Raw genomic sequence first — 25,590 nt, 5'->3', positions numbered from 1 at the left:
GGCTCAGAAGCTGAGCGTGCCTTCGATGGAATCGTCCAGGGTCTTGCCGAGCACCGCGCCGACCACGATCTTCGCGCCGGCCACCGCGTCGCCGTGCTTGTTGTCCCAGTAGTAGCCCTGGCGCGGGATGACGCGGATGGCCGTGATGCGCGGGTCATCCTCGCCTTCGGTGAACCAGGTCTTGAGCATGAAGTTCCACAAGTCCTTGATGCGCCCGCGGTCGGTGATGACCTCGGCATAGCCGTCAACCTCCAGGAAGCCCGAGTGCGCGCCCTGCTGGAAATACAGCTTGACACCCGGGTGCGCCGCCAGCTCCGCATTCTTGTGACTGTCGGCGGCGCTCAGGAACCATAGCTGGCCGGCGTCGTCGACTTCGCGCACGCTCATCGGCCGCACGCCCCGGCTCGGCCCGATCCCGCCCTGGGTCACGAAGAAGCAGCTGTCGGCGTCCTTCGCCATCTCTTTCAGGCACTGCACGGCCTCCGGGCCGCTGAGGTCGAGGCGGTTTGGTTCCGGCTGGTTGCGGTTGATCGAATCCATGGAGTCTCCCGGTCTGCGTTGGCGAATGGGTCGACTCTACCCGCGCCGGGCCTGCGGGTATGTGGGCGCGCGTACACTGGCGGTCAAAACGGCCGCAAGCACCAACTAAGGAATCAGCTTCTCCGCGCGCAACTGGCCGAACAGGTCGAAGAAGGAATCGTCGGTAGCCTGGTAGGCCGCGAAGCCGAGCTTGCGGCTGCGCGCCATGTCGGTCATGACTTCGATCGGGCGGCCGAGATCGAGGTCGGTGTGCCAGGGCGAGGCCAGGCGGTCGAGATCGGCCTCCTGCAGCCCGTGGCGCGCGGCGATGTCGCGCCACACGGCGTGGTCCTTCGCCATCGCCGCCTCCAGCGGCTGGACAGTGCCGTTGAAGCCCGCGGGCTGGACGCCGAACCAGTCGGCGATGCGGCCCCATAGCCAGCTCCAGCGGAACAGGTCGCCGTTGACGATGTTGAATGCCTCGTTGCGCGCCGCGTCGTTGTTCGCCGCCCAGACCAGCTGCCTGGCCAGCATGCGCGCATCGGTGACGTCGGACAGGCCGTTCCACTGCGCGCCTGAACCTGGAAACTGGAAGGGCCGTCCGGTTTCCTTGCAGATGGTGGCGTACACCGCCAGCGTGGTGCCGAGGTTCATCGCATTGCCGACCGCCATGCCGACGATCGAGTGCGGGCGGTGGACGGTCCAGGTGAAGCGGTCGCGCTCGGCCGCCGCATACACCTCGTCTTCCTGGGCATAGTAGAAGTTCTCGACGGGCAGGCGCGGCTGGCTTTCGCGCAGCGGCGTGTCCGGCAAGGTGCCGGAAGCCGCATAAGCCTCGAACGGACCGAGGTAGTGCTTGAGGCCGGTGACCAGGGCGACGTGGCGCAGCGTCTTCCTGCTCGATAAGGCGGACAGCAGGTTGCGCACCATCGCCGCATTGACGCGGATGTTCTCGGCCTCGGTGGCCTGGCGCATCCAGGTGGTGATGAAGACGTGGGTCGGCGAAACGTCCGCCAGCGCGGCGGCCAGGCCCGCTTCGTCGAGCAGGTCGGCCGCGACCGGGGTCACGCCGGGGATGCCGTTGCCGGGACGGCGCGCCAGTCCGTAGACCTGCCAGCCGTCCGCCACCAGCGCGCGCGCCGTCGTGTTCCCCCCGATACCGCTGACGCCTACTACCAGTGCTGTCCGTTGCATTGCCGTCTCCATCATGTCGAGGGAAGACGGTAGCACGGATGCCGCCTGCGACGCGTCCTAGAGGAAGCGATCCAGGATCTTGCGACTGTGCTTGTCGATATGAAACATGTCGCGCACCAGGTAGTTGATGCCATGGTTATCCGCGATCAGCAGCGAGGTTTCGCCCACGCGGCGGATGTCCTCGTCCACCTTGAGCACGAATTCGGTGTCGCCGCGGTCGGTTTTCACATACCAGGTGCAGGGCGTGGCAAAGCTCGACACCTGTTTGATGTGCTCGATTTCGGGGATGAATTCGCGCCCTTCGATCTCGGCCTGCACCAGTTCGCGGATCTCGCCGGACACCTCGGCCAGGTCGTCGATCCAGGCGACTTCCTTGCCGCCCTCGCGCACCAGCGAAATGCCGCGCGTCGGCGCCTGGATCGGGAAGGCGCGCACCGGGATCACGCCGACGTGTTCTTCGCCATCCAGGGTGGTGAGCACCAGTTTGCCGAAGCTGTCGCGGCGGAGTTGAAACGTGCTGCTCATTTAGTTGTCCTCGTCATCCGGATCCCCATCCACGTTGCGCGCCTGCGCTTCGTAGAGGCGGTGGTAGGCGCCTTCGCGCGCCATCAGCTCGTCGTGGTTGCCCTCTTCCACCACCACGCCGCGATCCAGCACCACCAGGCGGTCGGCCCGGTGCAGCGTGGACAGGCGGTGCGCGATGGCGATGGTGGTGCGGCCCTGCACCAGGTTGTCGAGCGCCTTCTGGATTTCCTTCTCGGTTTCCGAGTCCACCGAGGACGTCGCTTCGTCCAGGATCAGGATCGGCGGGTCGATCAGCAGTGCGCGCGCGATCGAGATGCGCTGGCGCTCGCCGCCCGACAGGCCCTGGCCGCGCTCGCCCACCATCGAGTCGTAGCCCTGCGGCAGGCGCAGGATGAACTCGTGGGCATGGGCCGCGCGCGCCGACGCGATGATTTCTTCGCGGGTCGCGTGCGGTTTGCCGTAGGCGATGTTCTCGGCAATCGTGCCGAAGAACAGGAAAGGCTCCTGCAGCACCAGGCCGATGTGGCGGCGGTAGTCGGCCACGGCAAAGGTGCGGATGTCGCGGCCGTCCAGCAGGATAGCGCCTTCGGCCACGTCGTAGAAACGGCAGATCAGGTTGACCAGCGTACTCTTGCCCGAGCCCGAATGGCCGACCAGGCCCACCATCTCGCCGGCGCGGATGTTGAGCGAAATGCCGCGGTTGACCGCGCGGTTGCCGTAGCGGAAACCGACTTCGCGCAGCTCGATATTCCCTGCCACCTTGTCGACCTTGACCGGGTTGACCGGGTCCGGCACGCTCGACACATGATCCAGGATGTCGAAGATGCGCTTGGCCGCCGACGCCGACTTCTGGGTCACCGACACGATGCGGCTCATCGAATCGAGCTTCACGTAGAAACGGCCGCTGTAGGCGATGAAGGCCGTCAGCGTGCCCACCGTGATCTCGCCGCGCGACACCTGCCAGATACCGAAGATCCAGATCACCAGCAAGCCCATCTCGGTCAGCAGCGAGACGGTCGGCGAGAACAGCGACCAGACCTTGTTCAATTTGTCGTTGACGGCCAGGTTGTGCTTGTTGGCTTCGCGGAAACGCGCCGCTTCGCGCTTTTCCTGGGCAAAGGCCTTGACCACGCGGATGCCGGGAATGGTATCGGCCAGCACGTTGGTGACCTCGCCCCATACCCGGTCGATCTTCTCGAAGCCGGTGCGCAGCCGGTCGCGCACCACGTGGATCATCCAGGCGATGAAGGGCAGCGGCACCAGCGTGACCAGCGCCAGCCAGGGGTTCATGCTGAACAGGATCACGCCCGTCATGATGATCAGGAGGACGTCCGACAGGAAGTCGAGCAGGTGCAGCGACAGGAAGACGCTGATCCGGTCCGAACCGCTGCCGATGCGCGACATCAGGTCGCCGGTGCGTTTGCCGCCGAAGTATTCCAGCGACAGGCGCAGCAGGTGTTCATAGGTGGTCGAGCGCAGGTCGGCGCTGATGCGCTCGGACGCCAGCGCCAGCACGTAGGTCTTGCCCCAGCCCAGCGCCCAGGCCAGCAGCGCCGCCCCGAACAGGCCGCCCATATAGAGATAGACCAGCGAGTCGTCAATGCTCTGGCCGTTCTGGTACGGAATCAGGACATTGTCCATCAGCGGCTTGGTCAGGTAGGGCGGGATCATGTGCGCCCCGGTCGAGCCGACCATCAGCAGGAAACCCAGCAGCAGCTGGCCCTTGTAGGGCCGGGCAAAGCGCCACAGGCGGAACAGGGTCCAGGTGGAGGGCGGGGTGTGCAGCACCTTGGCGCACACCGCGCACTCGGCGTCGTCGGCCTCGAGCGGCGCCTTGCAGCTCGGGCAGGTGTGCTGGTCGGGCAGCGTCACCGGCACGCTGGTGATGGCGCTCTTGAGCTGTTCGGCGAAATGGTCGACCACGCGGATCGCGTTCAGATTCTGGCCCAGCGTGAAGCGCCAGGCCCCCAGGAGGCCTTCGGTATCGACCAGTTCGAGGTGACCGACGCCAGCGTGGTCGTGGTGGCGCAACGCCAGGCCGGGGCGGTAGGCCCACTCGCGCCAGGCATCCTCGCCGGGAGCCTTGGCCAACAGCCGGCGGCTGGTGACCACCAACATTCCCTTCGTGAAACGTAATTTCACATCGAGGTCAACCTCGACGCCGGTTAAAACGTTTTCCCCTGGTGCAAGCTGTTTCGCAACGTCATTTTGCCAATGGTCAGGCAAGCCATTAGCGGATACCGCCAGGGACGACGGAATAGCAAGTTGTTGAGTTGTCATGTATTGCGCCTGAGATCAGGCATGTGGTTCTAGTGCGGAGTGCAAGGGGCTAAACGGATGTAACGTTTCTGCGCATCCTTTGGATGACAGGAAACAGTATGTCAATCAGTGAATTGGCAAAAAAGGATGCGGCCCGGTAAGCTTCGGGCCGGCAAGTAAAAGGATGGTCTGCGGATGTGCGCTACGTAGCGGCGTCTTCCGGTACCGTAGCAACAGGCAGGCAACCAAAGGTAAAGACGCTGGCGCGCAGGAAGCCCGCAACCGGCGAAGACATTTTTTCATGAACAAGAAGAACGACATCAAGTTCCTCCGCGTGACCCACCTGCGCGGCCCGAACATCTGGACCTACCGGCCGGTCATCGAGACCTGGCTCGACATCGGCGAACTCGAAGACTTCCCTTCGAACACGCTACCCGGCTTTACGGAGCGCCTGACCGCCTGGTTGCCGGGCCTGGTCGAACACCGTTGCGGCGTCGGCAACCGTGGCGGCTTCCTGGAGCGCCTGCGCGACGGCACCTGGGCCGGGCACATTCTCGAGCACATCGTGCTCGAGCTGCAGAACATGGCGGGCATGAAGACCGGCTTCGGCAAGACCCGCTCCACCGACCAGCGCGGTGTTTACAAGATGGCCTTCCGCACCCGCGACGAGATCGTCGGCCGCGCCGCCCTGGCAGCGGGCCACGACCTGATCATGGCGGCCATCAACGACACCCCGTTCGACATGGCGGCCACGGTGCAGCGCCTGACCGACCTGGTCGACCGCTGGTGCCTGGGGCCGTCGACCGCCCACATCGTCGACGCCGCCACCGAGCGCCGCATCCCGTCGATCCGCCTCACCGAGGGCAACCTGGTGCAGCTCGGCCACGGCGCGGCACAACGCCGCATCTGGACCGCCGAGACCGACCGCACCAGCGCCATCGGCGAAGGCATCGCGAGCGACAAGGACCTGACCAAGACCCTGCTCTCCTCCTGCGGCGTGCCGGTGCCGGAAGGCGCCCTCGTTCGCAGCGCGGAAGAAGCCTGGGAAGAAGCGCAGGACATCGGCCTCCCGGTGGTGGTCAAGCCGGTCGACGGCAACCACGGACGCGGCGTGACCCTGAACCTGATGAGCCAGGCCGACGTGACCGCCGCCTATGCGATCGCCGCGGAAGCCGGCGATAGCAGCGCCGTCCTGGTCGAGCGTTTCATCCCCGGTAACGAACACCGCCTGCTGGTCGTGGGCAGGCAGGTGGTGGCCGCCGCCAAAGGCGAATCGCTGTGGGTGACGGGCGACGGCAGGTCGAACGTCATCGAACTGTGCGACAGCCAGATCAACACCGACCCGCGCCGCGGCGAGAACGAAGAACATCCCTTAGGGCGCGTCACCCCGCAGGACAGCGAAATCATGCTGGACCTGAAGCGCCAGGGCCTCACGCCGGAATCGGTACCGCAGCTTGGGCAGAAGGTGCTGATCCAGGTGAACGGCAACGTCGCCGACGACGTCACCGACCAGGTCCACCCGTCGGTCGCGCATGTCGCGGCGCTGGCCGCGCGCATCGTCGGCCTGGACATCGCCGGCATCGACCTGGTATGCGAAGACATTTCGCGTCCGCTGGAAGAACAGCGCGGCGCGATCATCGAAGTCAATTCGAGCCCGGGCCTGCTGGCCCACATCAAGCCGGCCAGCGGCACGCCGCGCAATGTCGGCAAGGCCGTCATCGAGCACCTGTTCGACGAAGGCGAAAGCGGCCGCATCCCGGTGGTCGGCGTCACCGGCACGCTCGGCACCAGCCTGATCGCGCGCCTGGTGGGCTGCCTGGTCCACATCACCGGCAAGCACGTGGGCGTCGCCAATGGCGAAGGCCTGTACCTCGACGCGCGCGAAGTGAGCAAGCGCGACTCCACCGGCTTCGAGGCCGGCCAGCGCCTCCTGATCAACCGCACCGTGCAGACCGCCGTATTCGAATCGAACGCGCGCTCGATCCTGTCCGGGGGCCTGCCCTACGACCGCTGCCTGGTCGGCGTCGTCACCGACATGGAAGGCCTGCAGGACGTCACCGAATTCCACATTGCAGACCAGGACGGCCTGCGCAACGTGATCCGCAGCCAGGTGGACGTGATCCTGTCCGAAGGGACGGCGGTGCTGAACGCGGACATCGATTCGGTGGCGGCGCTGGCGGAGCTGTCGGACGGCCGCGTGATCTTCTACGCGCTCGACGAGAACAACGAGGTGGTGGCAAGCCATCGCGCCCAAGGCGAACGCGTGGTGTTCGTGCGCGACAATCGCATCGTGCTGGCCGAGGGCTTCGACCTCGAGGACGTGCTGCTCGACCTGGCGAAGATCCCGCCGGCCACGGTGAAGCATCCGGCCAGCGTGCTGGCGGCGGTAGCGGCGGCCTGGGCGCTGGGCGTGCCCTCCGACCTGATCTGCGGGGGCCTGCGCGCCTTCGATGCCACCCCCAAGAAAACGATTCACTAAATAAGATTGAAGGTTTATGGAAGTATCTCGCGTCAGGGCCCTGCGTGGTCCCAACCTCTGGAGCCATCACACCTCGGTGGAGGCGATCGTCTCGTGCACGCCGCAGGAAGAATCGATCCGCGAGCTGGCCGGCTTCGAGACGCGCCTGCGCGCGCGCTTTCCGCAAGTCGGCCAACTGCAGCCCTACGGCCATGACGACACCGTGCCGCTGGCCCAGGTGCTGGAACGCGCGGCGCTGGCGCTGCAGGCCGAAGCCGGTTGCCCCGTCACCTTCAGCCGCACCACCGCCACCGTCGAGCGCGGCATCTACCAGGTCGTGGTCGAATACAGCGAGGAAGCCGTCGGCCGCCTGGCCCTGGCCCTGGCCGAGCAGCTGGTGGACGCCGCCCGCACCGACCAGCCCTTCGACCTGGAAGGCGCGCTCGCGCGCCTGCGCGAAGTCGACGAAGACGTGCGCCTCGGCCCGTCGACGGGTGCAATCGTGCAGGCCGCCGTCGCCCGTAACATCCCCTTCCGCCGCCTGACCGAAGGCAGCCTGGTGCAGTTCGGCTGGGGCAGCCGCCAGCGCCGCATCCAGGCCGCCGAAATCGACGCCACCGGCGCCATCGCCGAAACCATCGCCCAGGACAAGGAACTCAGCAAGCGGCTGCTCGATGCCGCCGGCGTGCCGGTACCGATGGGCCGCAGCGTGAGCGATCCGGAAGACGCCTGGCTTGCGGCCCAGGAGATCGGCCTGCCGGTCGTGATCAAGCCGAAGGACGGCAACCAGGGCAAGGGCGTGACCGTCAACGTCACGACCAGGGAACAACTCACCGCCGGCTTCCACACCGCCGCGGAGTTCCGCGACGACATCCTGGTCGAGCGTTACCTGCCGGGCCACGACTTCCGCATCCTGGTGATCGGCGACAAGCTGGTGGCTGCTGCGCGCCGCGACCCGCCTTTCGTGCTGGGCGACGGCGTGCACAGCGTGCGCGAGCTGGTCGAGCAGGTCAACCTCGACCCGCGCCGCGGCGAAGGCCATTCGACCTCGCTGACCAAGATCCGTTTCGACGATATCGCCCTGGCGACGCTGGCCGCCCGCGGCCTGGATGCCGATTCGGTGCCGGACAAGGGGCAGCGCGTGGTACTGCGCAATAACGCCAACCTGTCGACCGGAGGCACCGCCACCGACGTCACCGACGACGTCCATCCGGAAGTGGCGGAGCGCTGCATCGCCGCCGCCCACATGGTGGGCCTGGACATCTGCGGCGTCGACCTGGTGTGCGACAGCGTGCTCAAGCCCATCGAAGAGCAGAACGGCGGCATCGTCGAAGTCAATGCCGCGCCCGGCCTGCGCATGCACCTGTCGCCCTCGTTCGGCAAGCCCCGCCCGATCGGCGAAGCGATCGTGGACACCCTGTTCCAGGACGGCGACGATGGCCGCATCCCGGTGGTGGCCGTGACCGGCACCAACGGCAAGACCACCACCGTGCGCCTGATCGCCCACCTGCTCACCGCTTCCAGCCTGCGCACCGGCATGACCAACACCGACGGCGTCTACATCGAAGGACGCCGCATCGACAGCGGCGACTGCTCGGGCCCGCGCAGCGCGCGCAACGTGCTGCTGCACCCGGACGTCGACGCCGCCGTCTTCGAAACCGCGCGCGGCGGCCTGCTGCGCGAAGGCCTGGCCTTCGACCGCTGCCAGGTGGCGGTGGTCACCAACATCGGCGCCGGCGACCACCTCGGCCTGAACTACATCACCACGCTCGAAGACCTGGCCGTGCTCAAGCGCGTCATCGTCCAGAACGTGGCGGATGGCGGCATGGCCGTGCTGAACGCGGCCGACCCGGTGGTGGCCGCGATGGCGGAAACCACCCGCGGCGACGTTACCTTTTTCGCGCTGGATGTCTTCAATCCGGTCATGGCCATGCACCGCGCCCAGGGCCGCCGCGTCGTCTTCGTCGAAGACGGCCAGCTGGTTGCGGCGCAGGGCAAGATCGAGCACCGCGTGCCCCTGGCCGAAGTGCCCATCACGCGCAACGGCGCAGTCGGCTTCCAGGTGGAGAACGTGATGGCTTCGGTGGCCGCCGCCTGGGCCGTCGGCATCGACTGGGACAAGATCCGCCTCGGCCTGAAGACCTTCGTGGGCGAGAGCGACAATGCGCCGGGCCGCTTCAATGTGTTCGACTACCGCGGCGCCACCGTCATCGCCGACTACGGCCACAATCCGGACGCGATCGCCGCACTGGTCAACGCCGTGGAAGGCATGCCGGGCAAGCGCCGCTCGGTGGTGATCAGCGGCGCCGGCGACCGCCGCGACCAGGACATCTCCCAGCAAACCGAAATCCTCGGCAAGGCGTTTGACGACGTGCTGCTGTACCAGGACCAGTGCCAGCGCGGCCGCGCCGACGGCGAAGTGGTGGCGCTGCTGCGCCGTGGCCTGGAGGGCGCCACCCGCACCAGCCACGTCGAGGAAATCAATGGCGAGTTTGTCGCCATCGACCGCGCGCTGTCGCGCCTGGAACACGGCGACCTGTGCCTGATCCTGATCGACCAGGTGGACGCGGCGCTGGCGCACATCAAGCAGCGCGTCGCCGAAGGCTGATGCCTGCTGCTTCGATTTCCCATGTGCCGGCCCTGCCGGCCATGGGTGTTGTCACGCTGTTACGGGCGCTGCTCAAGCGTCCGCAGCGTCCCTTTCCGGCATCGATGCCGGATCTTGTCACCGAATTCGGCCTCGACCAGCTACCGCTGGACGACATTGCGCGCTACCGCGCGGCCTTCGGCTTCGCGGGTGACCGCGTTCCGCTGACCTGGTGGTATCTGCTGGCCCAGCGCGCCCATCTGGCAACGATGCTCGATTCACGTTTCCCATTCAGGATCGTGGGACTCGTCCACATGGAGAACACCCTCGAAGAGCTCGGAACTGTCGCCGCTGGCCAGTCGCTCATCGTGCGGACGGTGCTGCGCCTGCTGCCGCCCTCTTCCAGCGGCGCCCTGCGTTGCGTGCTGGAGACGACGGGCAGTGCGGATGGCGCGCCGATATTCAGCTGCACCAGTACCTACCTGATCCGGCGCGGCCAAGCTGGCGGCGCCAGGCAGCCCGACGCCGTTCCCGACCTGTCCGCCCCGATCCTGGCGCAATGGCAGCTCGATCCGGTGGCAGGCCGTCGCTATGCCCGCCTGTCCGGCGACTGGAACCCAATCCATTTATATAGCTGGAGCGCCCGGCTGATGGGCATGCGAACACCGATCATTCATGGCATGCATTCGCTTGCCAAGGTGTGCGCCGCGCTCGAACACAACAGTGGCCGTGCGACCACCGGGATCGCGTGCCGCTTCCGCGCTCCTGTTACCCTTGGCAGCACCGCGACGCTGCGCATGCAGCCCGGCAGCGGTGAATTCGTCGTTGAAGCCGCTGGAAAACCAGCGGTGACAGGGACCTGGATGCCGGCGTGCTAACGTGGTGGACAGACCGGTCGATTCCCTTTTTGGAGACGTCATGAACATCAAGCTGATCGCAATACCTCTGTTGACGCTCGCTGCCGCCTGCGCATCCGACGCCGACGCGCAACAGGTCAACATCAAGCCGGGGCTGTGGCAGCTGGACATGCGCTTGCCAGGCCAGCAAACGGGGCCCGCCATGGCGGGCTATGTCGAGCAGATGAAGGCCCAGATGGCCTCGATGCCGCCCGAGCAGCGCAAGAAGATCGAATCGGCGCTGGCCCAGCTCGAAGCAAGAGGCACCGAATTCACGGGTGACGGCTTACGTACGAAACAGTGCATAACGAAGCAGAACCTCGCGGATTTCGACTTCCTCGGCAAGAAGGGAATGGAGTCCTGCACCAAGCAGGCGACACCCAAGCCGGGCGGGATGAATGTGAGCATGCGCTGCACGCGCGCCCAGATGAAAGTCGATGCCAGCATGACGTATCAAGGCGACAAAGCCTATACCTTCGAGTCGACTGCAACTGTGACAGGGCCTGACGGCAAGCCGACGACCCATCAAACCAGCGGTACCGGAAAATGGCTGGGCAGCGATTGCGGCAGTATTGCGCCGGCATCGGCGAACCAGTAAGCGCCTGGCGCCCTCGAAAGAGCGCCCGACGCCAGTCAGGGTTTGCGCCCCGGCTCGACCGCGACCTTGATCGACTTGTAGAACACGGCGCTCTTTGCCTCGAAACCGGAATCGATCCCGAAGAAGACCCAGATCTCACCGTTTGCATTGCTGGTGACCGCCAGCGGCGCCGTGCTCTTGAGCAGCTTGGTCTGGTAGACCTGGGGGCCGCAGTCCGGGACCGCGTTGGCGACGTTGCCGAGCACCTGCGATGCGGGGCCCGGCGTTGCCTGGTTGCCGCGGTCGAGGTTGACGGTGTATTCGCCGTTGGTCTGCACGGTGCGCGGTTCGGTCGGCGCCGCGCCCGCGACGACGTAGACACTTTCGCCCGGCGCGCCGCCGACACCCACGCAGCCGGAGGACTGGTTGGTGGCGATCTCGATTTCAAAGCTCAACAAGTAGGAAGTGGACGGCGCATAGCCGCTGAATTTCTTCTTATTGTAGATAAACAGGTCGTCGCTGCGATTCGTACCGCCTGTGTAGTAGGCCTGGCCCGACAGGGGCGCCGGCAGGGCGCGTGCTTCCCACACGACGTCGGTCGGCGCGGTCTCGGCATGGTAGTCGGCGAAGCCGCCCTGCCAGCCATCGGCCGAGGCGGTGAAGGTCGTGGCAATTTGCGGCGTGGGGGCATCGATGCTGTCGCCACCGCATGCGGCAAGGAGGCAGGCAGAGCTGATCATGCCCAGGACGATTGTTCTTTGAATGGACATCGGCGTTCCTGTATGTATGGATGAGAAAGCCGAGGATAGGTCAGCCTCGTGTCAGGAAGTAGCCGACATTTGTCCAAGATTTGTAGAGCGCCGCAAACTTTGGAGATACTTCGCACAGGAGCAACATTCGCCCGCCGGGTTGCCTGTTTTACAGCGCCCGCCGATCCGATCGCGGTAAAATGACAAGCTCTGGCTCAGCACCTGCCCCGCCGTACCGAAACACGACCACATGAACGCTCCCAACGAAATCAACGCCGCCGCCCTCAAGGGCAGCCCGGCCGAAAAAGTCACCCCCATGATGCAGCAATACCTGCGCATCAAGGCCGATTACCCCACCATGCTGGTGTTCTACCGCATGGGCGATTTCTACGAGCTGTTCCACGACGACGCCGAAAAAGCGGCGCGCATCCTCGGCATCACGCTGACGGCGCGCGGCAGCGCGAACGGCCAGCCGATCAAGATGTGCGGCGTGCCCTTCCACTCGCTGGACGGCTACCTGGCCAAGCTGGTCAGGATTGGCGAATCCTGCGCCATCTGCGAGCAGATCGGAGACCCTGCCCTGTCCAAAGGCCCGGTCGAGCGCAAGGTGGTGCGCGTGGTTACGCCAGGCACCCTGACCGACAGCGACCTGCTGCCCGAAAAGGCCGACCGCCCGCTGCTGGCCATGTGCATGCTGGCGCAACGCAAGCAGGTGACCGTCGGCCTGGCCTGGCTGTCGCTCGCCAGCGGCGTGCTGCGCCTGATGGAGTTCTCTGGCGACGCGCGCGCCGCCGAAGCGCGCCTGGCGCAGGAACTCGAACGCATCGCGCCGGCCGAGATCCTGCGCGCAGATGGCGCCGACCTGTTCGACGCCGAGCCGGTGGCCCATACCAACCGCGTGCCGGAGTGGCACTTCGACGTCCTCAAGGGCCACCAGGCGCTGTTGGAGCAGCTGGGCGTGGCCACCCTCACCGGCTTCGGCGCGGACGGGCTGGGCGCGGCGTTCGGCGCGGCCGGCGCGCTGCTGCGCTATGCGCAGTCGACCCAGGGCCGCGGCCTCCAGCACGTCAAGAGCCTGGCCTGCGAACAGGAGAACGAATACATCGGGCTCGACGCCGCCACGCGCCGCAACCTGGAACTGACCGAGACCATCCGCGGCCAGGAAGCGCCGACCCTGTTCTCGCTGCTCGACGGCTGCCGCACCGCGATGGGTTCGCGCATGCTGCGCCACTGGCTGCACCATGCGCGCCGCAACCAGCGCGTGGCGCGCTCGCGCCACGAGGCGATCGAAGCGCTTGCGCAAGCGGATGCAACGCCGGGGCTGTCCGCCATCCTGGCCAACGTGCCCGACATCGAACGCATCACGACCCGCATCGCCCTGCTGTCGGCGCGCCCGCGCGACCTGTCCTGCCTGCGCGATGGCCTCAAGCAGCTGCCGGCACTTCGTGACCAGGTGGCGCGCTGCTTTATCCCGGGCGACACCTGCCTGCTGCGCGAGATCCACGACCTGCTGGCCCCGCCCGAGGCCTGCGTCGACCTGCTCAGCCGCGCGATCATGGACGAGCCGAGCGTGATGGTGCGCGACGGCGGCGTGTTCGCGCGCGGCTTCGACGCCGAGCTGGACGAACTGCGCGCGCTGTCCGAGAACGCCGGCCAGTTCCTGGTCGACCTGGAGACGCGCGAGCGCGCCCGCACCGGCATCGCCAACCTGCGCGTCGAATACAACCGGGTGCACGGCTTCTACATCGAAGTCACCAACGGCCAGGCCGACAAGGTGCCGGAAGACTACCGCCGCCGCCAGACCCTCAAGAACTGCGAGCGCTACATCACGCCGGAACTCAAGGCCTTCGAAGACAAGGCCCTGTCGGCGCAAGACCGCGCCCTCGCCCGCGAGAAGATGCTGTACGACGTGCTGCTGGGCGAGCTGGCGCCGTTCATCGGCGCCCTGCAGTCGATCGCCGTCGGCCTGGCGCAGCTCGACACGCTGGTGGCCCTCACCAGCCACGCGCTGCGCAACAACTGGTGTGCGCCGCATTTGGTAGACGAGCCCTGCCTCACCATCGTCGAAGGCCGCCACCCGGTGGTGGAAAACCAGATCGAGCGCTTCATCGCCAACGACTGCGCCTTGTCGAACGACCGCCGCATGCTCCTGATCACCGGCCCGAACATGGGTGGTAAGTCGACCTTCATGCGCCAGGTGGCCTTGATCACCCTGCTCGCCTACGTCGGCAGCTACGTGCCGGCTAGCCAAGCAGTCATTGGCCCGATCGACCGCATCTTCACCCGCATCGGCGCCAGCGACGACCTGGCCAACGGGCGCTCGACCTTCATGGTCGAGATGACCGAGTCGGCGGCCATCCTCAACGGCGCCACCGAGCAGTCGCTGGTGCTGATGGACGAAGTGGGCCGCGGCACTTCCACGTTCGACGGCCTGGCGCTGGCCTGGGCCATCGCGCGCCACCTGATCGAGAACAGCCGCAGCTTCACGCTGTTCGCCACGCACTACTTCGAACTGACCCAGCTGCCGGAGAACCACCCGAGCGCAGTGAACGTGCACCTGTCGGCGGTCGAGCACAAGGACAGCATCGTGTTCCTGCATGCGGTGCAGGACGGCCCGGCCTCGCAGAGCTACGGCCTGCAGGTGGCGCAGCTGGCCGGCGTGCCGCCCGCCGTGATCCGCGCCGCGCGCAAGCACCTGGCGCGCCTCGAGTCGCAGGCGCTGGATGCGACGCCGCAGCTGGACCTGTTCGCGGCGCCTTGCGACGAAGCCGACAATGCGCCGGCGCCGCCTGCGATCACGGACGATGGCGCCCAGGACGAATTGCAGAAAGCGCTCGCCGCCATCGATCCGGATGCCTTGAGCCCGCGTGAAGCGCTCGAACGGCTCTATGAGCTGAAGAGGCTCGCCGCGTAATGCCGGCGCGCCGCCCCCTCCTCCTCGCTGCCCTGCTTGCGGCTGCCGCCATCACGGCGCCGGCCCTGGCGCGTGACAAAAAGAAGGAGGCGGACAAGCCGAAGGACCCGAATGTCCACGGATTCGCCGTGGTGGGGCACCGCGCGGCCGAAGGCGGCGAGGAGGCCCTGAAAGACGTGCTGCAGGGCGCACGGGACGAGGACCTCGCCTTCCTGGTCGTCACCGGCATCAAGGGAGCACAGGAAGGCTGCGGCGACCGCCTCTACACGAAGCGGCGCGAGCTGTTCGACAAGGCCAGGCGTCCCGTGATCGTTTCCCTGAGCGGCAACGACTGGACCGGCTGCCGCAACTCGGCGGGCCGCTCAAATGCCATCGAACGCCTGAACCGGCTGCGCGAACTGTTCTATGGCGAAGCCGAATCGCTCGGCAAGGACAAGCTGCCCGTGACGCGCCTGTCGAGCAGCCCGCGTTTTCGCAGCTATGCCGAGAACGTCCACTGGCAAGTCGGCAAGGTGCTGTACGCCACCATCAACCTGCCCGCGGCCAACAACCATTACCTGCCGGCGGCGGGACGCAACAGCGAATACGAAGACCGGACGGTGGCCAACCGCTTCTGGCTCAACCGGCTGTTCGCGATCGCCAAGCAGGACAAGGTCGATGCGTTGGTGCTGTTTTCGGAAGGGAATATGCAGCCCTTGCTGCAGCCGGCCAATGGGCTGCGCGCCCTGCTGCAGCGGGCGCCGGTCATGCACGACGGCTTTGCCGCGACGCGCCGCCAGGTGCAGCTGCGTGCAGCCACCTTCAAGGGACAGGTGCTGGTCGTGGACAGCGCGGGGCTGCCCAAGGATGCGCGGCCGGCGATCGCGTGGCGCGCCAACCTGGGGCACCTGTCGGTCGGCGCGCACGCGGTGGAGGTGCGGGTGACCGACAAGGGAGAGAATGTGTTCAGCCTGGGCGAGGCCTTGCGCTAGCCTCGCCCGCCTGCCAATCAGTTCAGCGGCTGGCTACGGAAATGGTCGCCCTGTTCGCTGTCGTCCATCTCTTCGTGATGATGGCCATGCGCGCCGTGCACGTGGCCGTGCGCGATTTCTTCGGCGGTGGCTTCGCGCACGTCGATCACCGACAGGTCGAAGCGCAGCGCCATGCCGGCCAGCGGATGGTTGCCGTCCAGGACCACCTTGTCGTCCGCGATGTCGGTGACGGTGAAGATGGTCGGCTCGTCGTCCACGCCTTCGGCCACGCCTTCGAACTGCATGCCGACTTCGAGCGGCTCCGGCAGGCGCTTGCGGTCTTCGACCTTGACCAGTTCCGGATCGTAGTCGCCGAATGCATCTTCCGGCTCGACCTGGATCGTCGACGCGTAGCCGGTTTCCTTGCCGTCGAGCTCTTCTTCGATCTTCGGCAGGGTGTTTTCGTAACCGCCGTGCAGGTACACCATCGGCTGGTTGCCCTCTTCGATCACGTTGTTCTGGGCGTCCGACAGCTTGTAGTTGACCGACACGACCGTATTCTTGGCAATCTTCATCGCAGATCCTTTCGTTGTAAGCCCCGGATTATACCCTCACCGAGCCAGGGTATCTTTGCCAAGCTTACCTTGTAGGCTGGTTATAATGGCGCATGAAAAAATTACAGCTTCTCGGGAATATTACTCCCGCTCAGTTCCTGCGCGATTACTGGCACAAGAAACCCTTGCTGATCCGCGGCGCGATCCCGGGCTTCAAGCCCCTGCTCAAGTTCGACCAGCTGGCCGAACTGGCCCGCCAGAACCACGTCGAATCGCGCCTGGTAAGCCTGCGTGACGGCCAGTGGGACATGCAGCACGGCCCGCTCACCGAGCTGCCCGCGCGCGACGAACGCGAATGGACCATGCTGGTCCAGGGCGTCAACCTGGTCGACGAGCGCGCCGACGAACTGCTGCGCCAGTTCCGCTTCGTGCCCGACGCGCGCCTCGACGACCTGATGGTGAGCTACGCCACCGACGGCGGCGGCGTGGGCCCGCATTTCGATTCGTATGACGTATTCCTGCTGCAGGCGCAGGGCAAGCGCCGCTGGCGCATCAGCGCGCAGCAAGACCTGTCCCTGGTGGAAGGCTTGCCGCTCAAGATCCTGGCCAATTTTGAAGCAGAACAGGAGTTCGTACTCGAGCCGGGCGACATGCTCTACCTCCCGCCCCACTACGCCCACGACGGCGTGGCCGAGGGCGAATGCATGACCTACTCGATCGGCTTCCGTTCGCCCTCGTTCCAGGAACTCGGCGAAGCCTTCCTGCAGTTCATGGCCGACTCGATCGACCTGCCCGGCCGCTATGCCGACCCGGAGCTGCAAGAGCCGAAGAACCCGGCCGAGATCCCGCGCGAGATGCTGTCGACCATCACCGAAGAACTCAACAAGGTGCGCTGGGACGAGGAAGACGTCACCATCTTCCTGGGCGAACACCTGTCCGAGCCGAAGCACAACGTATTCTTCACCGGGCCGGCCAAGCCGCTGACCATGGGCCGCTTCATGGAGACGGCGGGCAAGAAGGGGCTGAAGCTGTCGAGCAAGAGCCTGATGCTCTACCGCGGCAAGAACGTCTTCATCAACGGCGAATCCTTCGCCGTCGGCCGTGCCGACAAGGCCGTGCTGGACGTGCTGGCCAACGAGCGGCGCATCGGCGGCGGGCTGCTGGCCAAGGCCACCGACGACGTGCTCGAAGCCCTGTACACCTGGTACCAGGATGGATGGGTGGAACTGGGCTGAATGGAGAACGCCATGGGGGAGCCGATCAGCGGGGAAGCGCTCGTTCGTTTCGACACCCGGGCCGGATTCGAAGCCCAGTTCCGCGCCTGCCTGGCCGCTGCCCGCACCCGCCTCGATGTGTTCGATCCCGACTTTGCGGTATTTCCGCTCGGGACGAGCGATGTGGATGCGGCGCTGCGCAGCTTTCTCCAGCATGGCGGCGTGCTGCGTCTGGCGCTGCATTCGCCCCGGCACGCGGAACGCTACTATCCACGCTTTCTGCGCCTGCTGCGCGACTACAGCCACGCCGCCGAATGCCGCCTGACGCCCAAGACACTGCATGGGCTGACGGATTCCTTCTGCATCGCGGACGACGCGCATGTGGTACGGCGCGTCCATAGCGACCACATGCGGGGGGAAGCGATTTTCGGCTCACCCGGCGCCGTCGACTTGCCGCGTCACCGATTCGATGCGCTCTGGGATGAATCGCGGCCCACTTTATTGTCAACCAATACGGGCTTGTGAACGTTATAAGGGGGCCAATGCTTGTCGAAGGATTCTACGAGTTGCATCTTGTAACAAGATAAAGCTTGTTGGAGCATAAAATACTTTCATGCAAGCATGAGTTCGCTATTGCGATTCAGTAAATTTGGCTATAATATCAGGTCAGGAAGGTTCCGTTGCCTGTCTGACAGGTTTGCTTTTATCGAAAGCACGAGAATTCCACTGAGCAATAATTACCGGTAATTATTATTCAAACAAGCAGTACTTACTTTTGAAATATTAAGGAAAATCATGAAAAAATCCCTGCTGATCGTTTCCCTGATGGCTGTTGCTCTGGCTGCTTGCAGCAAGAAAGAAGAAGCTGCTCCAGTCGCTCCAGCTGCTGTTGAAGCACCTGCTGCTACCACCGACGCTGCTGTCACCACCCCAGCCGCTACCGACGCAACCACCGCTGCTCCAGCTGCTGACGCTGCTGCTGCCGCTGCAACCGCAACCGACGCTGCTGCAACCGCAACCGACGCCGCTGCAACCGCAAACCAGGCTGCTGGCGCTGCTGACGCTGCTGCTAAGAAGTAATCAGATTTTTCTGATTCAGAACCGGCCTGCGGGCCGGTTTTTTTACGTCCGTATGTCGGACGAAGCTTCCGGAAACACCTCCCGCTTAAACCGTCGCCGCATAAAAAAACCGGCCACGCGGGCCGGTTTCTCATCAAGCACCGAAGCGCCCGATTTATTTCAACTCGTCCGTCAGCAGCTTCAGGATCTTCGCCCCGGTCTCGCCGGTATCCGATTTGCCGTCATTGGTCTGCACCGACACCTGGCTGCTTGACGCGCCCTGCTCGGCCTTGACGATCACGCGGTAACGCTGCGCTTCCTTGGCCTTGTCGTCCGAGCCGAAGGTGAACAGCTTCTTGAAGAAGCCGTCCTTGTTGGCCGCATCCGGATCGACGTAGCGGACGAAGTACACGCCCTGCACGCGGTCGCGGTCTTCGACGGTGAAGCCGACGCGGTCGAGCGCCAGGCCGACGCGGCGCCATGCACGGTCGTAGCCCTCGTTCAGTTCCACGGTATTGCCCACCAGCTTGGCCTGCTGCGGCGCCACCGGCGTGCTCGCGACCATGGTCTCGGCCTGCTTGGTTTCCTTGACGCCGGTCAGTTGCGCCACCAGGCGGCCCAGGAACTGCGCTTCCAGGCCAGGATCGTTCGGACGCACGGTCCAGATCGTGGTTTCCTTTTGCGCGCCCTGCAGCACTTCTTCGGCGCCGCGGTGGCTGATGTAGACCTCGGTCGAACCGTCCGGCAGGCGCTCCAGGCGGGTACGGAACTTGTCGCGCTCGCCGGTCGAGTAGGCGCTGTCGAACACCCTGCCGATCGAGCGGCGGATGAAGTCCTGCGGGATCTTCGAGCGGTTCTCGACCCAGTTGGTTTCCATGGTGCCGGTCGTGGTCGATTCGGTCTCGACGGCGAAGCCCTGGTTTTCCCAGAACTGGCGCAGTTGCGGCCACAGCTGTTCCGGGGTCTGCTTGACCACCAGCCAGCGCTGGTCGCCGTTGCGCTGGACGCTGACGGCGTCGGTGGAGACCGGACCGATCGCCTGCATCGAACCGGCCATAGGTACCGTGCCAACGGGCGCGTTCTGCGCCCCCATCTGCTGCTGGAAGCCGGAGGCGGTTGCCACGCCCTTGCCGTCGGGGACGGCGTAGCGGTTGTCGCGCTGCAGCGCGGTCAGGTCGGGCGGGACTTCGAGGTTGGCGGCCTTCTTGGCGCCACGGTAGTCGACCTTGTCCGATTCGAAGATGGTAGTGCAGGCCGAGACGCTCAACGCGATCGCGGTCAGCGTCAGCACGCGCGCGGCGGCAGGAGTCTTGTTGGTGCGGTTAGTCATGGCTTTCGATATCAGGTACTGGAAACCGGAACCCTTGCGGGTTCAGGCAGAGAGAAGGCCCGCCTGGGCCAGTGCGTCACGTACGGTGGCGTGGAAGGACGAGCCCAGCGGCGCGAGCGGCAGGCGCAGGCCGGACGGGATCTTGCCCATCTCGGCCAGGGCCCACTTGACCGGCACCGGGTTCGGTTCGACGAACAGCTTGGCGTGCAGGTCGAGCACGCGATTGTTGATCTCGACCGCGCGCGCCACGTCGCCGGCCATCGCGGCCACGCACAGCTCGTGCATGGCGCGCGGCGCGACGTTGGCGGTAACCGAGATGTTGCCGGCAGCGCCGCAGAACATCAGGGCCATCGCGGTCGGGTCGTCGCCCGAATAGACGCCGAAGGACTTGTCGACCATGCGCAGCAGTTCGATGCCACGGCCGATGTTGCCGGTCGCATCCTTGATGCCGACGATGTTGTCGATCGGCGCCAGGCGCGCCACCGTCTCGTTGCTCATGTCGGCAACCGTGCGGCCCGGGACGTTGTACAGGATCACCGGCAGGTCGACCGCTTCCGCGATCGCCTTGAAGTGGCGGTACATGCCTTCCTGGGTCGGACGGTTGTAGTAAGGAACCACCTGCAGCGTGGCGTCGGCGCCGACGTCCTTGGCATGCCGGGTCAGTGCGATGGCTTCGACGGTCGAATTGCCGCCAGCGCCGGCGATGACGGGAACGCGGCCGGCGGCGTGTTCCACCGCAATCTTGATCAGTTCGGCGTGCTCCTCGGGGGAGACGGTGGCCGATTCACCCGTGGTGCCGACGATGACGATACCGTCGGTGCCTTCCGCGATGTGCCAGTCGATCAGCTTGCGCAAGGAATCGCGGTCAAGACTGCCGTCCTCGAACATCGGGGTGACGATTGCTACGATGCTGCCCTTAATCATATGCGTTGACGGTGCCGGAAAGTAAATAAAAGTCTGATTGTAGCGGATCGCCCGCCTCTATGGTTCATTCGTGACGACATAATGGTCGAGCCTGGCTTCGGTTTTGGCAAAGGCCGGCCCCGCCGCGCACAGGCGCTGTACCTGTGCCGGGTGGGGGCGATCGACGTGGCCATCCTCGTAGGCCAGCACCTGCAACCCGCCCTGGCGGGCCAGGCCGAGCAGTTCTTCCGGCGCCAGCAGGAAGTCCGGGTTCGACGGCTTTCCGTAGATCTGGTTTCCGTGCGCAAAAGTTTCGTAAATCAGGATGCCGTCCGGGCACAGGCTGGCGGCCAGCTGCGCAAACAGCGGCCGGTGCAGGTAATTGGTGACGACGATCAGCGCGAACCGGCCCGGCGCGAAAGGCCAGACGGCGTGCTCGGCTTCCAGGTCGTGCACCAGGGTGGCGACATTCGGACCGGCGAGGGGAGCCAGCAGCTCGGGGTTGCGGTCGAGCGCGGTCACTGCCATGCCGCGCTCCGCCAGCATGCGTGTGTGGCGACCGCTGCCGCAGGCCAGGTCGAGCGCCTCGCCGGCCTTGGCCAGCGGCGCGAAACGCGCCACCCACGGCGACACCGGCAGCTTCATCATGTTCACGTCAGCAGCAGCGTCAGGGGCGAAGCGATCAGCTGCAGCAGCACGCGGCCCAGCGTCATCACCGGCATCACCCAGAAGGCCAGCAGGTTGAAGAAGATCAGCCCCAACACGATGAAGAAGCCATACGGTTCGATCCGCGCGAATTGATACGCGAGCTTATTCGGCAGCATGCTGGTGAGCACGCGGCCGCCGTCCAGCGGCGGGATCGGCAGCAGGTTGAAGGCGAACATCAAGAGGTTCGCGAACAGGCCGGCCTGCGCCACCTTGTGCGGGAATTGCTCGTTCACGTTGAACGCCACCAGCAGCACCGCCAGCACCAGCCACAGGAAGGCCATGATGAAGTTCGCGGCCGGCCCGGCCAGCGCCACCCAGGCCATGTCGCGCTTCGGATTGCGCAGGCGCGCGAAATCGACCGGCACCGGCTTGGCGTAGCCGAACACGAACCCGGTGGTCAGGTACAGGGCGATGGGAATGACGATGGTGCCGAAGATGTCGATGTGCACCAGCGGGTTCAGGGTCATGCGCCCGGCGGCGTAGGCGGTGTTGTCGCCGAAGTAGCGGGCGACGTAGGCGTGGGCGGCTTCGTGCAGGGTAATCGCAAAAAGAACGGGCAGCGCGTAGACAGCGATGTTGCGTATGAGTTCATCCATGTGCGCGATTCTATCAGAGGCGCGCAGCCCGGCAGTTAGGGGATGCTGAAGCATCGCCTAACGCGATGCTGAAGGCCGGCGAGCCGGACCTTACAACCCGAATGCCGCGGGATCGCCCCTGCCCTCGCGCACCAGCGCGGGGGTCGGCCCGGTCAGGTCGATGACCGTGGTCGCTTCAAGCGTGCCGGCGCCGCCGTCGATCACCAGCTCGATCTGCTTGCCCAGGCGCTCCAGCACTTCATCAGGATCGGACAACATGTGGTCGTCGCCGGGCAACTGCAAGGTGGTGCCGATCAGCGGCTCGCCCAGTTCCTCGATCAGCGCCAGCATGATGTGGTTCTCGGGGACGCGCACGCCGATGGTCTTGCGCGAGGGGTGCGACAGGCGCCGCGGCACCTCGCGCGTGGCTTCCAGGATCACGGTGTAGGGCCCCGGCATGGTGGCCTTGAGCAGGCGGTACTGGGTATTGTCGACCCGCGCGAAGTGGGCGATCGCCGACAGGTCGCGCACCAGCAAGGTCAGGTGGTGCTTGTCGTCGACACCGCGGATGCGGCGCAGCTTCTCGACCGCGGCCTTGTCGTCCAGGCGGCACACCAGCGCATAGGCCGAGTCGGTCGGCGCGGCCACGATGCCGCCGGAGGCGATGATCTGCGCCGCCTGCTTGAGAAGGCGCGCCTGCGGGTTCTCGGGGTGGATCTCGAAGTATTGGGCCATCGGCGGCTGCCTTTCTATTGTTAGCGGAGCGCCTGCAGCGCCGCGATGCGCTGTTCCATTGGCGGGTGGGTCGAGAACAGCGCGCCCCAGCCGCCGCCGCTGCCCGAGATGCCGGAAGCGGCCATCGACGAGGGCAGCGCGCCCGGCGCCAGGCCGCCGAGGCGGGCCAGCGCGTGCTGCATCGGCACCGGGGTGCCCATCAGCTTGGCGGCGCCGGCGTCGGCGCGGAACTCGCGCCTGCGCGAGAACCAGGCCACGATGATCGAGGCCAGGATGCCGAACAAAATCTCGCACACGAACACCGTGATCATGTAGCCGATGCCGGGGCCGCGGTCGTCGCTGCGGAACAGCAACTTGTCGACGAAGAAGCCGACCACCCGAGCCAGGAATACCACGAAGGTATTGACCACGCCCTGGATCAGGGTCAGCGTGACCATGTCGCCATTGGCGATGTGGGCCACCTCGTGCCCGAGCACGGCCTCGACTTCGTCCTGGTCCATGCTGGCCAGCAGGCCGGTGGACACCGCCACTAGCGCCGAATTCTTGAAGGCGCCGGTGGCGAAGGCGTTCGGCTCGCCATCGTAGACGGCGACCTCGGGCATCTTGATGCCGGCGCGTTCGGACAGCTTGCGCACGGTATCGATCAGCCAGCGCTCGGTGCCGTTGGCGGGCTGCCCGATGACGCGCGCGCCGGTCGACCACTTGGCCATCGGTTTGCTCATCAGGAGCGAGATGAAGGAACCGGTGAAGCCCACTACCAGCGAGAACACCGCCAGGGAGCCGATGTCGATCCCCTGCCCCGTGACGGCACGTCCCACCCCGAGCAGGTTGAGCACGAGCGACACCACCAGCACGACGGCCAGGTTGGTGGCAAGGAACAGCACGATACGTTTCATGAACAGGCCTCCGGGTAGCATGACGATGTCAGGCTGCCAAGATTGGGCTGTCCAGTAGTTTTTTCAAGTCGTAGGGTGGGCAGGGTAATTTCGGGCAGTGCCCGGAATTACGCCCACGCGTTCAAATCACGGCAATGCTGCCCGCTCGGCTGTTTATCTGCCGGTTGAACGCGTGGGGTAATCTGGTCCAGTGGACCGGATTACGAGCCGCCACCCTACCAGTCGTGCCACACCGGCTTGAGCCCGGCCGGTAGCGGCGGCAATTCGGCAAACTCCACGCGCGACTCGCCCGGGGCATGGAAGTCGGTCCCGCGCGAAGCCAGGAAACCGTAGCGCCGCGCCAGCTCGGCATAGGTCTGGTACTGGTCCGGCGTATGGCTGCCGGTCACCACTTCGATGGCGTTGCCGCCGAGCTGGCGGAATTCGTCGAACAGCGCGCCTTCGGCCGTGTCGCTGAACGGATAGCGGCCCGGGTGGGCGATCACGGGGACGCCGCCGGCGCCGCGGATCCAGCCGACCGCGTCCGCCAGCGTCGCCCAGCGGTGCGGCACATAGCCAGGCTTGCCCTCGGTGAGGTATTTGCGGAACACCTCGGCGGTCGAGCCGCAGGCGCCGACTTCGACCAGGTAGCGGGCGAAGTGGGTGCGCGAAATCAGGTCCGGATTGCCCACGTAGTGCAGCGCGCCATCGTAGGCGCCCGGAAAGCCGGCGCTCGCCAGCTGGGCCGATATCTCGTGCGCGCGTGCCTGGCGGCCGTTGCGGGTGGCGGCCAGGCCGTCGACCAGGGCCCGGTTGTCCTCGTCGACCTGCAGGCCGACGATGTGCACGGTCTCGTTGGCCCAGGTGACCGAGATCTCGACGCCGGCCACGAAACGCATCCCGAGCTCGCCGGCCGCCTGGCGTGCGGCCTTGATCCCTTTGACTTCGTCATGGTCGGTCAGCGCCCAGAGGTCGACGCCGCCCTTGCGCGCATAGGCGGCGACGGCGGCGGGCGCGAGCACACCGTCGGAGACCCTGGAATGGCAGTGGAGATCGGCTTTCATAGCCGAACATTGTACGCGGCAATCGGTCAGCCGGGAACGTCGGCGCCGGCCAGGAAGGCCTCGAGCATGGCAGCCAGCATCTCCGGCTGGTCGTGGTGGAGCATATGCCCTGCCGCCGGCATCGTGCGTGCCGTCACGTCCGCCAGGTGCGCGCGGCGGCGGTCGATCTCGGCCCTGGCCTGCTCCTTCGGCCCCATCCAGCGCCACATCTCGGTCTCTTCCGCCTCGATCCACAGTACCGGCGCCGTGATCTGGGTCCAGCAGGCCAGCACTTCATCGGCGTGGTACAGCAGCGGCCCGGTCATCTTGTGCGCCGGGTCGCCCAGGATGCGCCACTGGCCGTCCGGATCCTGGGCCGACCAGTGGCCGGCCAGGAAGGCGGCGCGCTCGTCGGACAAGCGCGGATTCGTCTTTTGCAGCCGCGCCGCCACTTCTTCCCGGCTGGCATAGCCGCGCATCTCGGGCCTGGCGCGCAACTCGTCGAGCCACTTGGCGAAACGGCCAGGCGCCTGCGACGGACGGGTTTCAGGCAGGCCGAAGCCCTCCAGGTTGACCAGCTTCGCGATGCGCTGCGGCCGCACGCCCGCATACAGGCTGGCGATGTTGCCGCCCATGCTGTGGCCAAGCAGGTTCACTGCCTCGCCCGGCGCATAATGGTCGAGCACCGCTTCCAGGTCGGCCAGGTAGTCCGGGAACCAGTAGGTGTCCGAAGGCGCGCGTTCGCTCAGCCCGAAGCCGCGCCAGTCGAAGGCGATCACGTGCCAGTCGCCCTTGAGGGCGTCGACCACGAACTGGAACGAGGCCGACACGTCCATCCAGCCATGCTGCATGAAGATTGTCGGGGCGCCGGCACGGCCCCAGTGGCGCACGTGGGTGCGCAGGCCGCGGATGGTGAGAAACTCGGATCGGGAGGGATTCATGGAAATCAGGATAAGGGTGGCAAGC

At 65.8% G+C, this 25,590-nt stretch carries 23 protein-coding genes; 9 read left to right on the top strand and 14 right to left on the bottom strand.

All coding sequences use genetic code 11. The annotated features are described in order from the left end of the window. Positions 1-3 precede the first annotated feature (3 nt). The 4 genes from AC56LU_RS09045 to AC56LU_RS09030 all read right to left on the bottom strand — a co-directional run bounded on the left by AC56LU_RS09045 (position 4) and on the right by AC56LU_RS09030 (position 4,518). Positions 4-540 carry a pyridoxamine 5'-phosphate oxidase family protein gene (locus AC56LU_RS09045; RefSeq protein ID WP_497175260.1) on the bottom strand — a complete coding sequence of 179 codons (537 nt, stop codon included), beginning with the start codon at positions 538-540 and terminating at the stop codon, positions 4-6. Between the two features lie 105 nt (positions 541-645). After that, a complete protein-coding gene (locus AC56LU_RS09040; protein ID WP_497175259.1) occupies positions 646-1,713 on the bottom strand; it encodes an SDR family oxidoreductase in 1,068 nt (355 codons plus the stop codon). A gap of 57 nt (positions 1,714-1,770) precedes the next feature. Beyond that, positions 1,771-2,238: a cyanophycin metabolism-associated DUF1854 family protein gene (locus tag AC56LU_RS09035; protein WP_497175258.1), complete on the bottom strand. Its 468-nt coding sequence runs from the start codon at positions 2,236-2,238 to the stop codon at positions 1,771-1,773. Then, a complete protein-coding gene (locus AC56LU_RS09030; RefSeq protein ID WP_497175257.1) occupies positions 2,239-4,518 on the bottom strand; it encodes a cyanophycin metabolism-associated ABC transporter in 2,280 nt (759 codons plus the stop codon). Between the two features lie 280 nt (positions 4,519-4,798). On the opposite strand from AC56LU_RS09030, the gene AC56LU_RS09025 reads away from it, so the two are divergent. The 4 genes from AC56LU_RS09025 to AC56LU_RS09010 are packed head-to-tail and all read left to right on the top strand — an operon-like array spanning position 4,799 to position 11,036. After that, the gene (locus AC56LU_RS09025; protein WP_497175256.1) at positions 4,799-6,976 is read left to right on the top strand and encodes a cyanophycin synthetase; all 2,178 of its coding nucleotides are present in this window, start codon (positions 4,799-4,801) and stop codon (positions 6,974-6,976) included. A gap of 16 nt (positions 6,977-6,992) precedes the next feature. After that, positions 6,993-9,563, top strand: a complete 2,571-nt coding sequence (cphA, locus tag AC56LU_RS09020) for a cyanophycin synthetase (protein WP_497175255.1) — start codon at positions 6,993-6,995, stop codon at positions 9,561-9,563. Continuing rightward, on the top strand, positions 9,563-10,420 hold the full coding sequence (locus tag AC56LU_RS09015) for a MaoC/PaaZ C-terminal domain-containing protein (protein ID WP_497175254.1): 858 nt from the start codon (positions 9,563-9,565) through the stop codon (positions 10,418-10,420). The genes cphA and AC56LU_RS09015 overlap by 1 nt, the downstream gene beginning before the upstream one ends. 40 nt (positions 10,421-10,460) lie before the next feature. Further along, positions 10,461-11,036, top strand: coding sequence for a DUF3617 domain-containing protein (locus AC56LU_RS09010; protein WP_497175253.1), 576 nt, complete (start codon positions 10,461-10,463; stop codon positions 11,034-11,036). Between the two features lie 35 nt (positions 11,037-11,071). Here the strand turns inward: AC56LU_RS09010 and AC56LU_RS09005 are convergent, their stop codons facing one another. Then, positions 11,072-11,785, bottom strand: coding sequence for a hypothetical protein (locus AC56LU_RS09005; RefSeq protein WP_497175252.1), 714 nt, complete (start codon positions 11,783-11,785; stop codon positions 11,072-11,074). Positions 11,786-12,014: 229 nt separating this feature from the next. Between AC56LU_RS09005 and mutS the strand changes: the two genes are divergently transcribed. Both mutS and AC56LU_RS08995 read left to right on the top strand, forming a co-directional pair. Further along, complete coding sequence (mutS, locus tag AC56LU_RS09000) at positions 12,015-14,678, top strand: DNA mismatch repair protein MutS (protein ID WP_497175251.1); 2,664 nt, start codon at positions 12,015-12,017, stop codon at positions 14,676-14,678. Further along, positions 14,678-15,649, top strand: coding sequence for a hypothetical protein (locus AC56LU_RS08995; RefSeq protein ID WP_497175250.1), 972 nt, complete (start codon positions 14,678-14,680; stop codon positions 15,647-15,649). The genes mutS and AC56LU_RS08995 overlap by 1 nt, the downstream gene beginning before the upstream one ends. Positions 15,650-15,666: 17 nt before the next feature. Here AC56LU_RS08995 and AC56LU_RS08990 read toward each other — a convergent pair whose 3' ends face one another. Then, positions 15,667-16,203: an FKBP-type peptidyl-prolyl cis-trans isomerase gene (locus tag AC56LU_RS08990; RefSeq protein ID WP_497175249.1), complete on the bottom strand. Its 537-nt coding sequence runs from the start codon at positions 16,201-16,203 to the stop codon at positions 15,667-15,669. Between the two features lie 92 nt (positions 16,204-16,295). Between AC56LU_RS08990 and AC56LU_RS08985 the strand changes: the two genes are divergently transcribed. From AC56LU_RS08985 to AC56LU_RS08975, 3 genes are all read left to right on the top strand, one after another. Then, on the top strand, positions 16,296-17,417 hold the full coding sequence (locus AC56LU_RS08985; RefSeq protein WP_497175248.1) for a JmjC domain-containing protein: 1,122 nt from the start codon (positions 16,296-16,298) through the stop codon (positions 17,415-17,417). Positions 17,418-17,429: 12 nt separating this feature from the next. Beyond that, positions 17,430-17,921 carry a DUF7931 domain-containing protein gene (locus AC56LU_RS08980; protein WP_497175247.1) on the top strand — a complete coding sequence of 164 codons (492 nt, stop codon included), beginning with the start codon at positions 17,430-17,432 and terminating at the stop codon, positions 17,919-17,921. Between the two features lie 270 nt (positions 17,922-18,191). Further along, positions 18,192-18,476: a hypothetical protein gene (locus tag AC56LU_RS08975; RefSeq protein ID WP_497175246.1), complete on the top strand. Its 285-nt coding sequence runs from the start codon at positions 18,192-18,194 to the stop codon at positions 18,474-18,476. A gap of 154 nt (positions 18,477-18,630) precedes the next feature. Here AC56LU_RS08975 and bamC read toward each other — a convergent pair whose 3' ends face one another. The 8 genes from bamC to AC56LU_RS08935 all read right to left on the bottom strand — a co-directional run bounded on the left by bamC (position 18,631) and on the right by AC56LU_RS08935 (position 25,565). Then, positions 18,631-19,785, bottom strand: coding sequence for an NlpB/DapX family lipoprotein (gene bamC, locus AC56LU_RS08970; protein ID WP_497175245.1), 1,155 nt, complete (start codon positions 19,783-19,785; stop codon positions 18,631-18,633). Positions 19,786-19,827: 42 nt separating this feature from the next. After that, positions 19,828-20,709, bottom strand: coding sequence for a 4-hydroxy-tetrahydrodipicolinate synthase (dapA, locus tag AC56LU_RS08965; RefSeq protein WP_497175244.1), 882 nt, complete (start codon positions 20,707-20,709; stop codon positions 19,828-19,830). 57 nt (positions 20,710-20,766) lie between these two features. Then, a complete protein-coding gene (locus AC56LU_RS08960) occupies positions 20,767-21,336 on the bottom strand; it encodes a class I SAM-dependent methyltransferase (protein ID WP_497175243.1) in 570 nt (189 codons plus the stop codon). A gap of 2 nt (positions 21,337-21,338) precedes the next feature. Continuing rightward, complete coding sequence (locus AC56LU_RS08955) at positions 21,339-21,992, bottom strand: site-2 protease family protein (RefSeq protein WP_497175242.1); 654 nt, start codon at positions 21,990-21,992, stop codon at positions 21,339-21,341. A gap of 90 nt (positions 21,993-22,082) precedes the next feature. After that, positions 22,083-22,706 (bottom strand): L-threonylcarbamoyladenylate synthase, encoded by a 624-nt coding sequence (locus tag AC56LU_RS08950; RefSeq protein WP_497175241.1) that lies wholly within the window; start codon positions 22,704-22,706, stop codon positions 22,083-22,085. Between the two features lie 20 nt (positions 22,707-22,726). Beyond that, entirely contained in the window at positions 22,727-23,602 is an 876-nt protein-coding gene (gene htpX / locus AC56LU_RS08945; protein WP_497175240.1) for a protease HtpX, read from the bottom strand. A 215-nt stretch (positions 23,603-23,817) separates the two neighbouring features. Then, complete coding sequence (locus tag AC56LU_RS08940) at positions 23,818-24,645, bottom strand: 3',5'-nucleoside bisphosphate phosphatase (RefSeq protein WP_497175239.1); 828 nt, start codon at positions 24,643-24,645, stop codon at positions 23,818-23,820. A 26-nt stretch (positions 24,646-24,671) separates the two neighbouring features. Continuing rightward, on the bottom strand, positions 24,672-25,565 hold the full coding sequence (locus tag AC56LU_RS08935; protein ID WP_497175238.1) for an alpha/beta fold hydrolase: 894 nt from the start codon (positions 25,563-25,565) through the stop codon (positions 24,672-24,674). Between the last annotated feature and the right edge of the window lie 25 nt (positions 25,566-25,590).

Source organism: Telluria sp. PB2R4, assembly GCF_059685695.1.
Note: the sequence above shows the minus strand (reverse complement) of the source record. Positions and strands in the feature narration are given on the sequence as shown.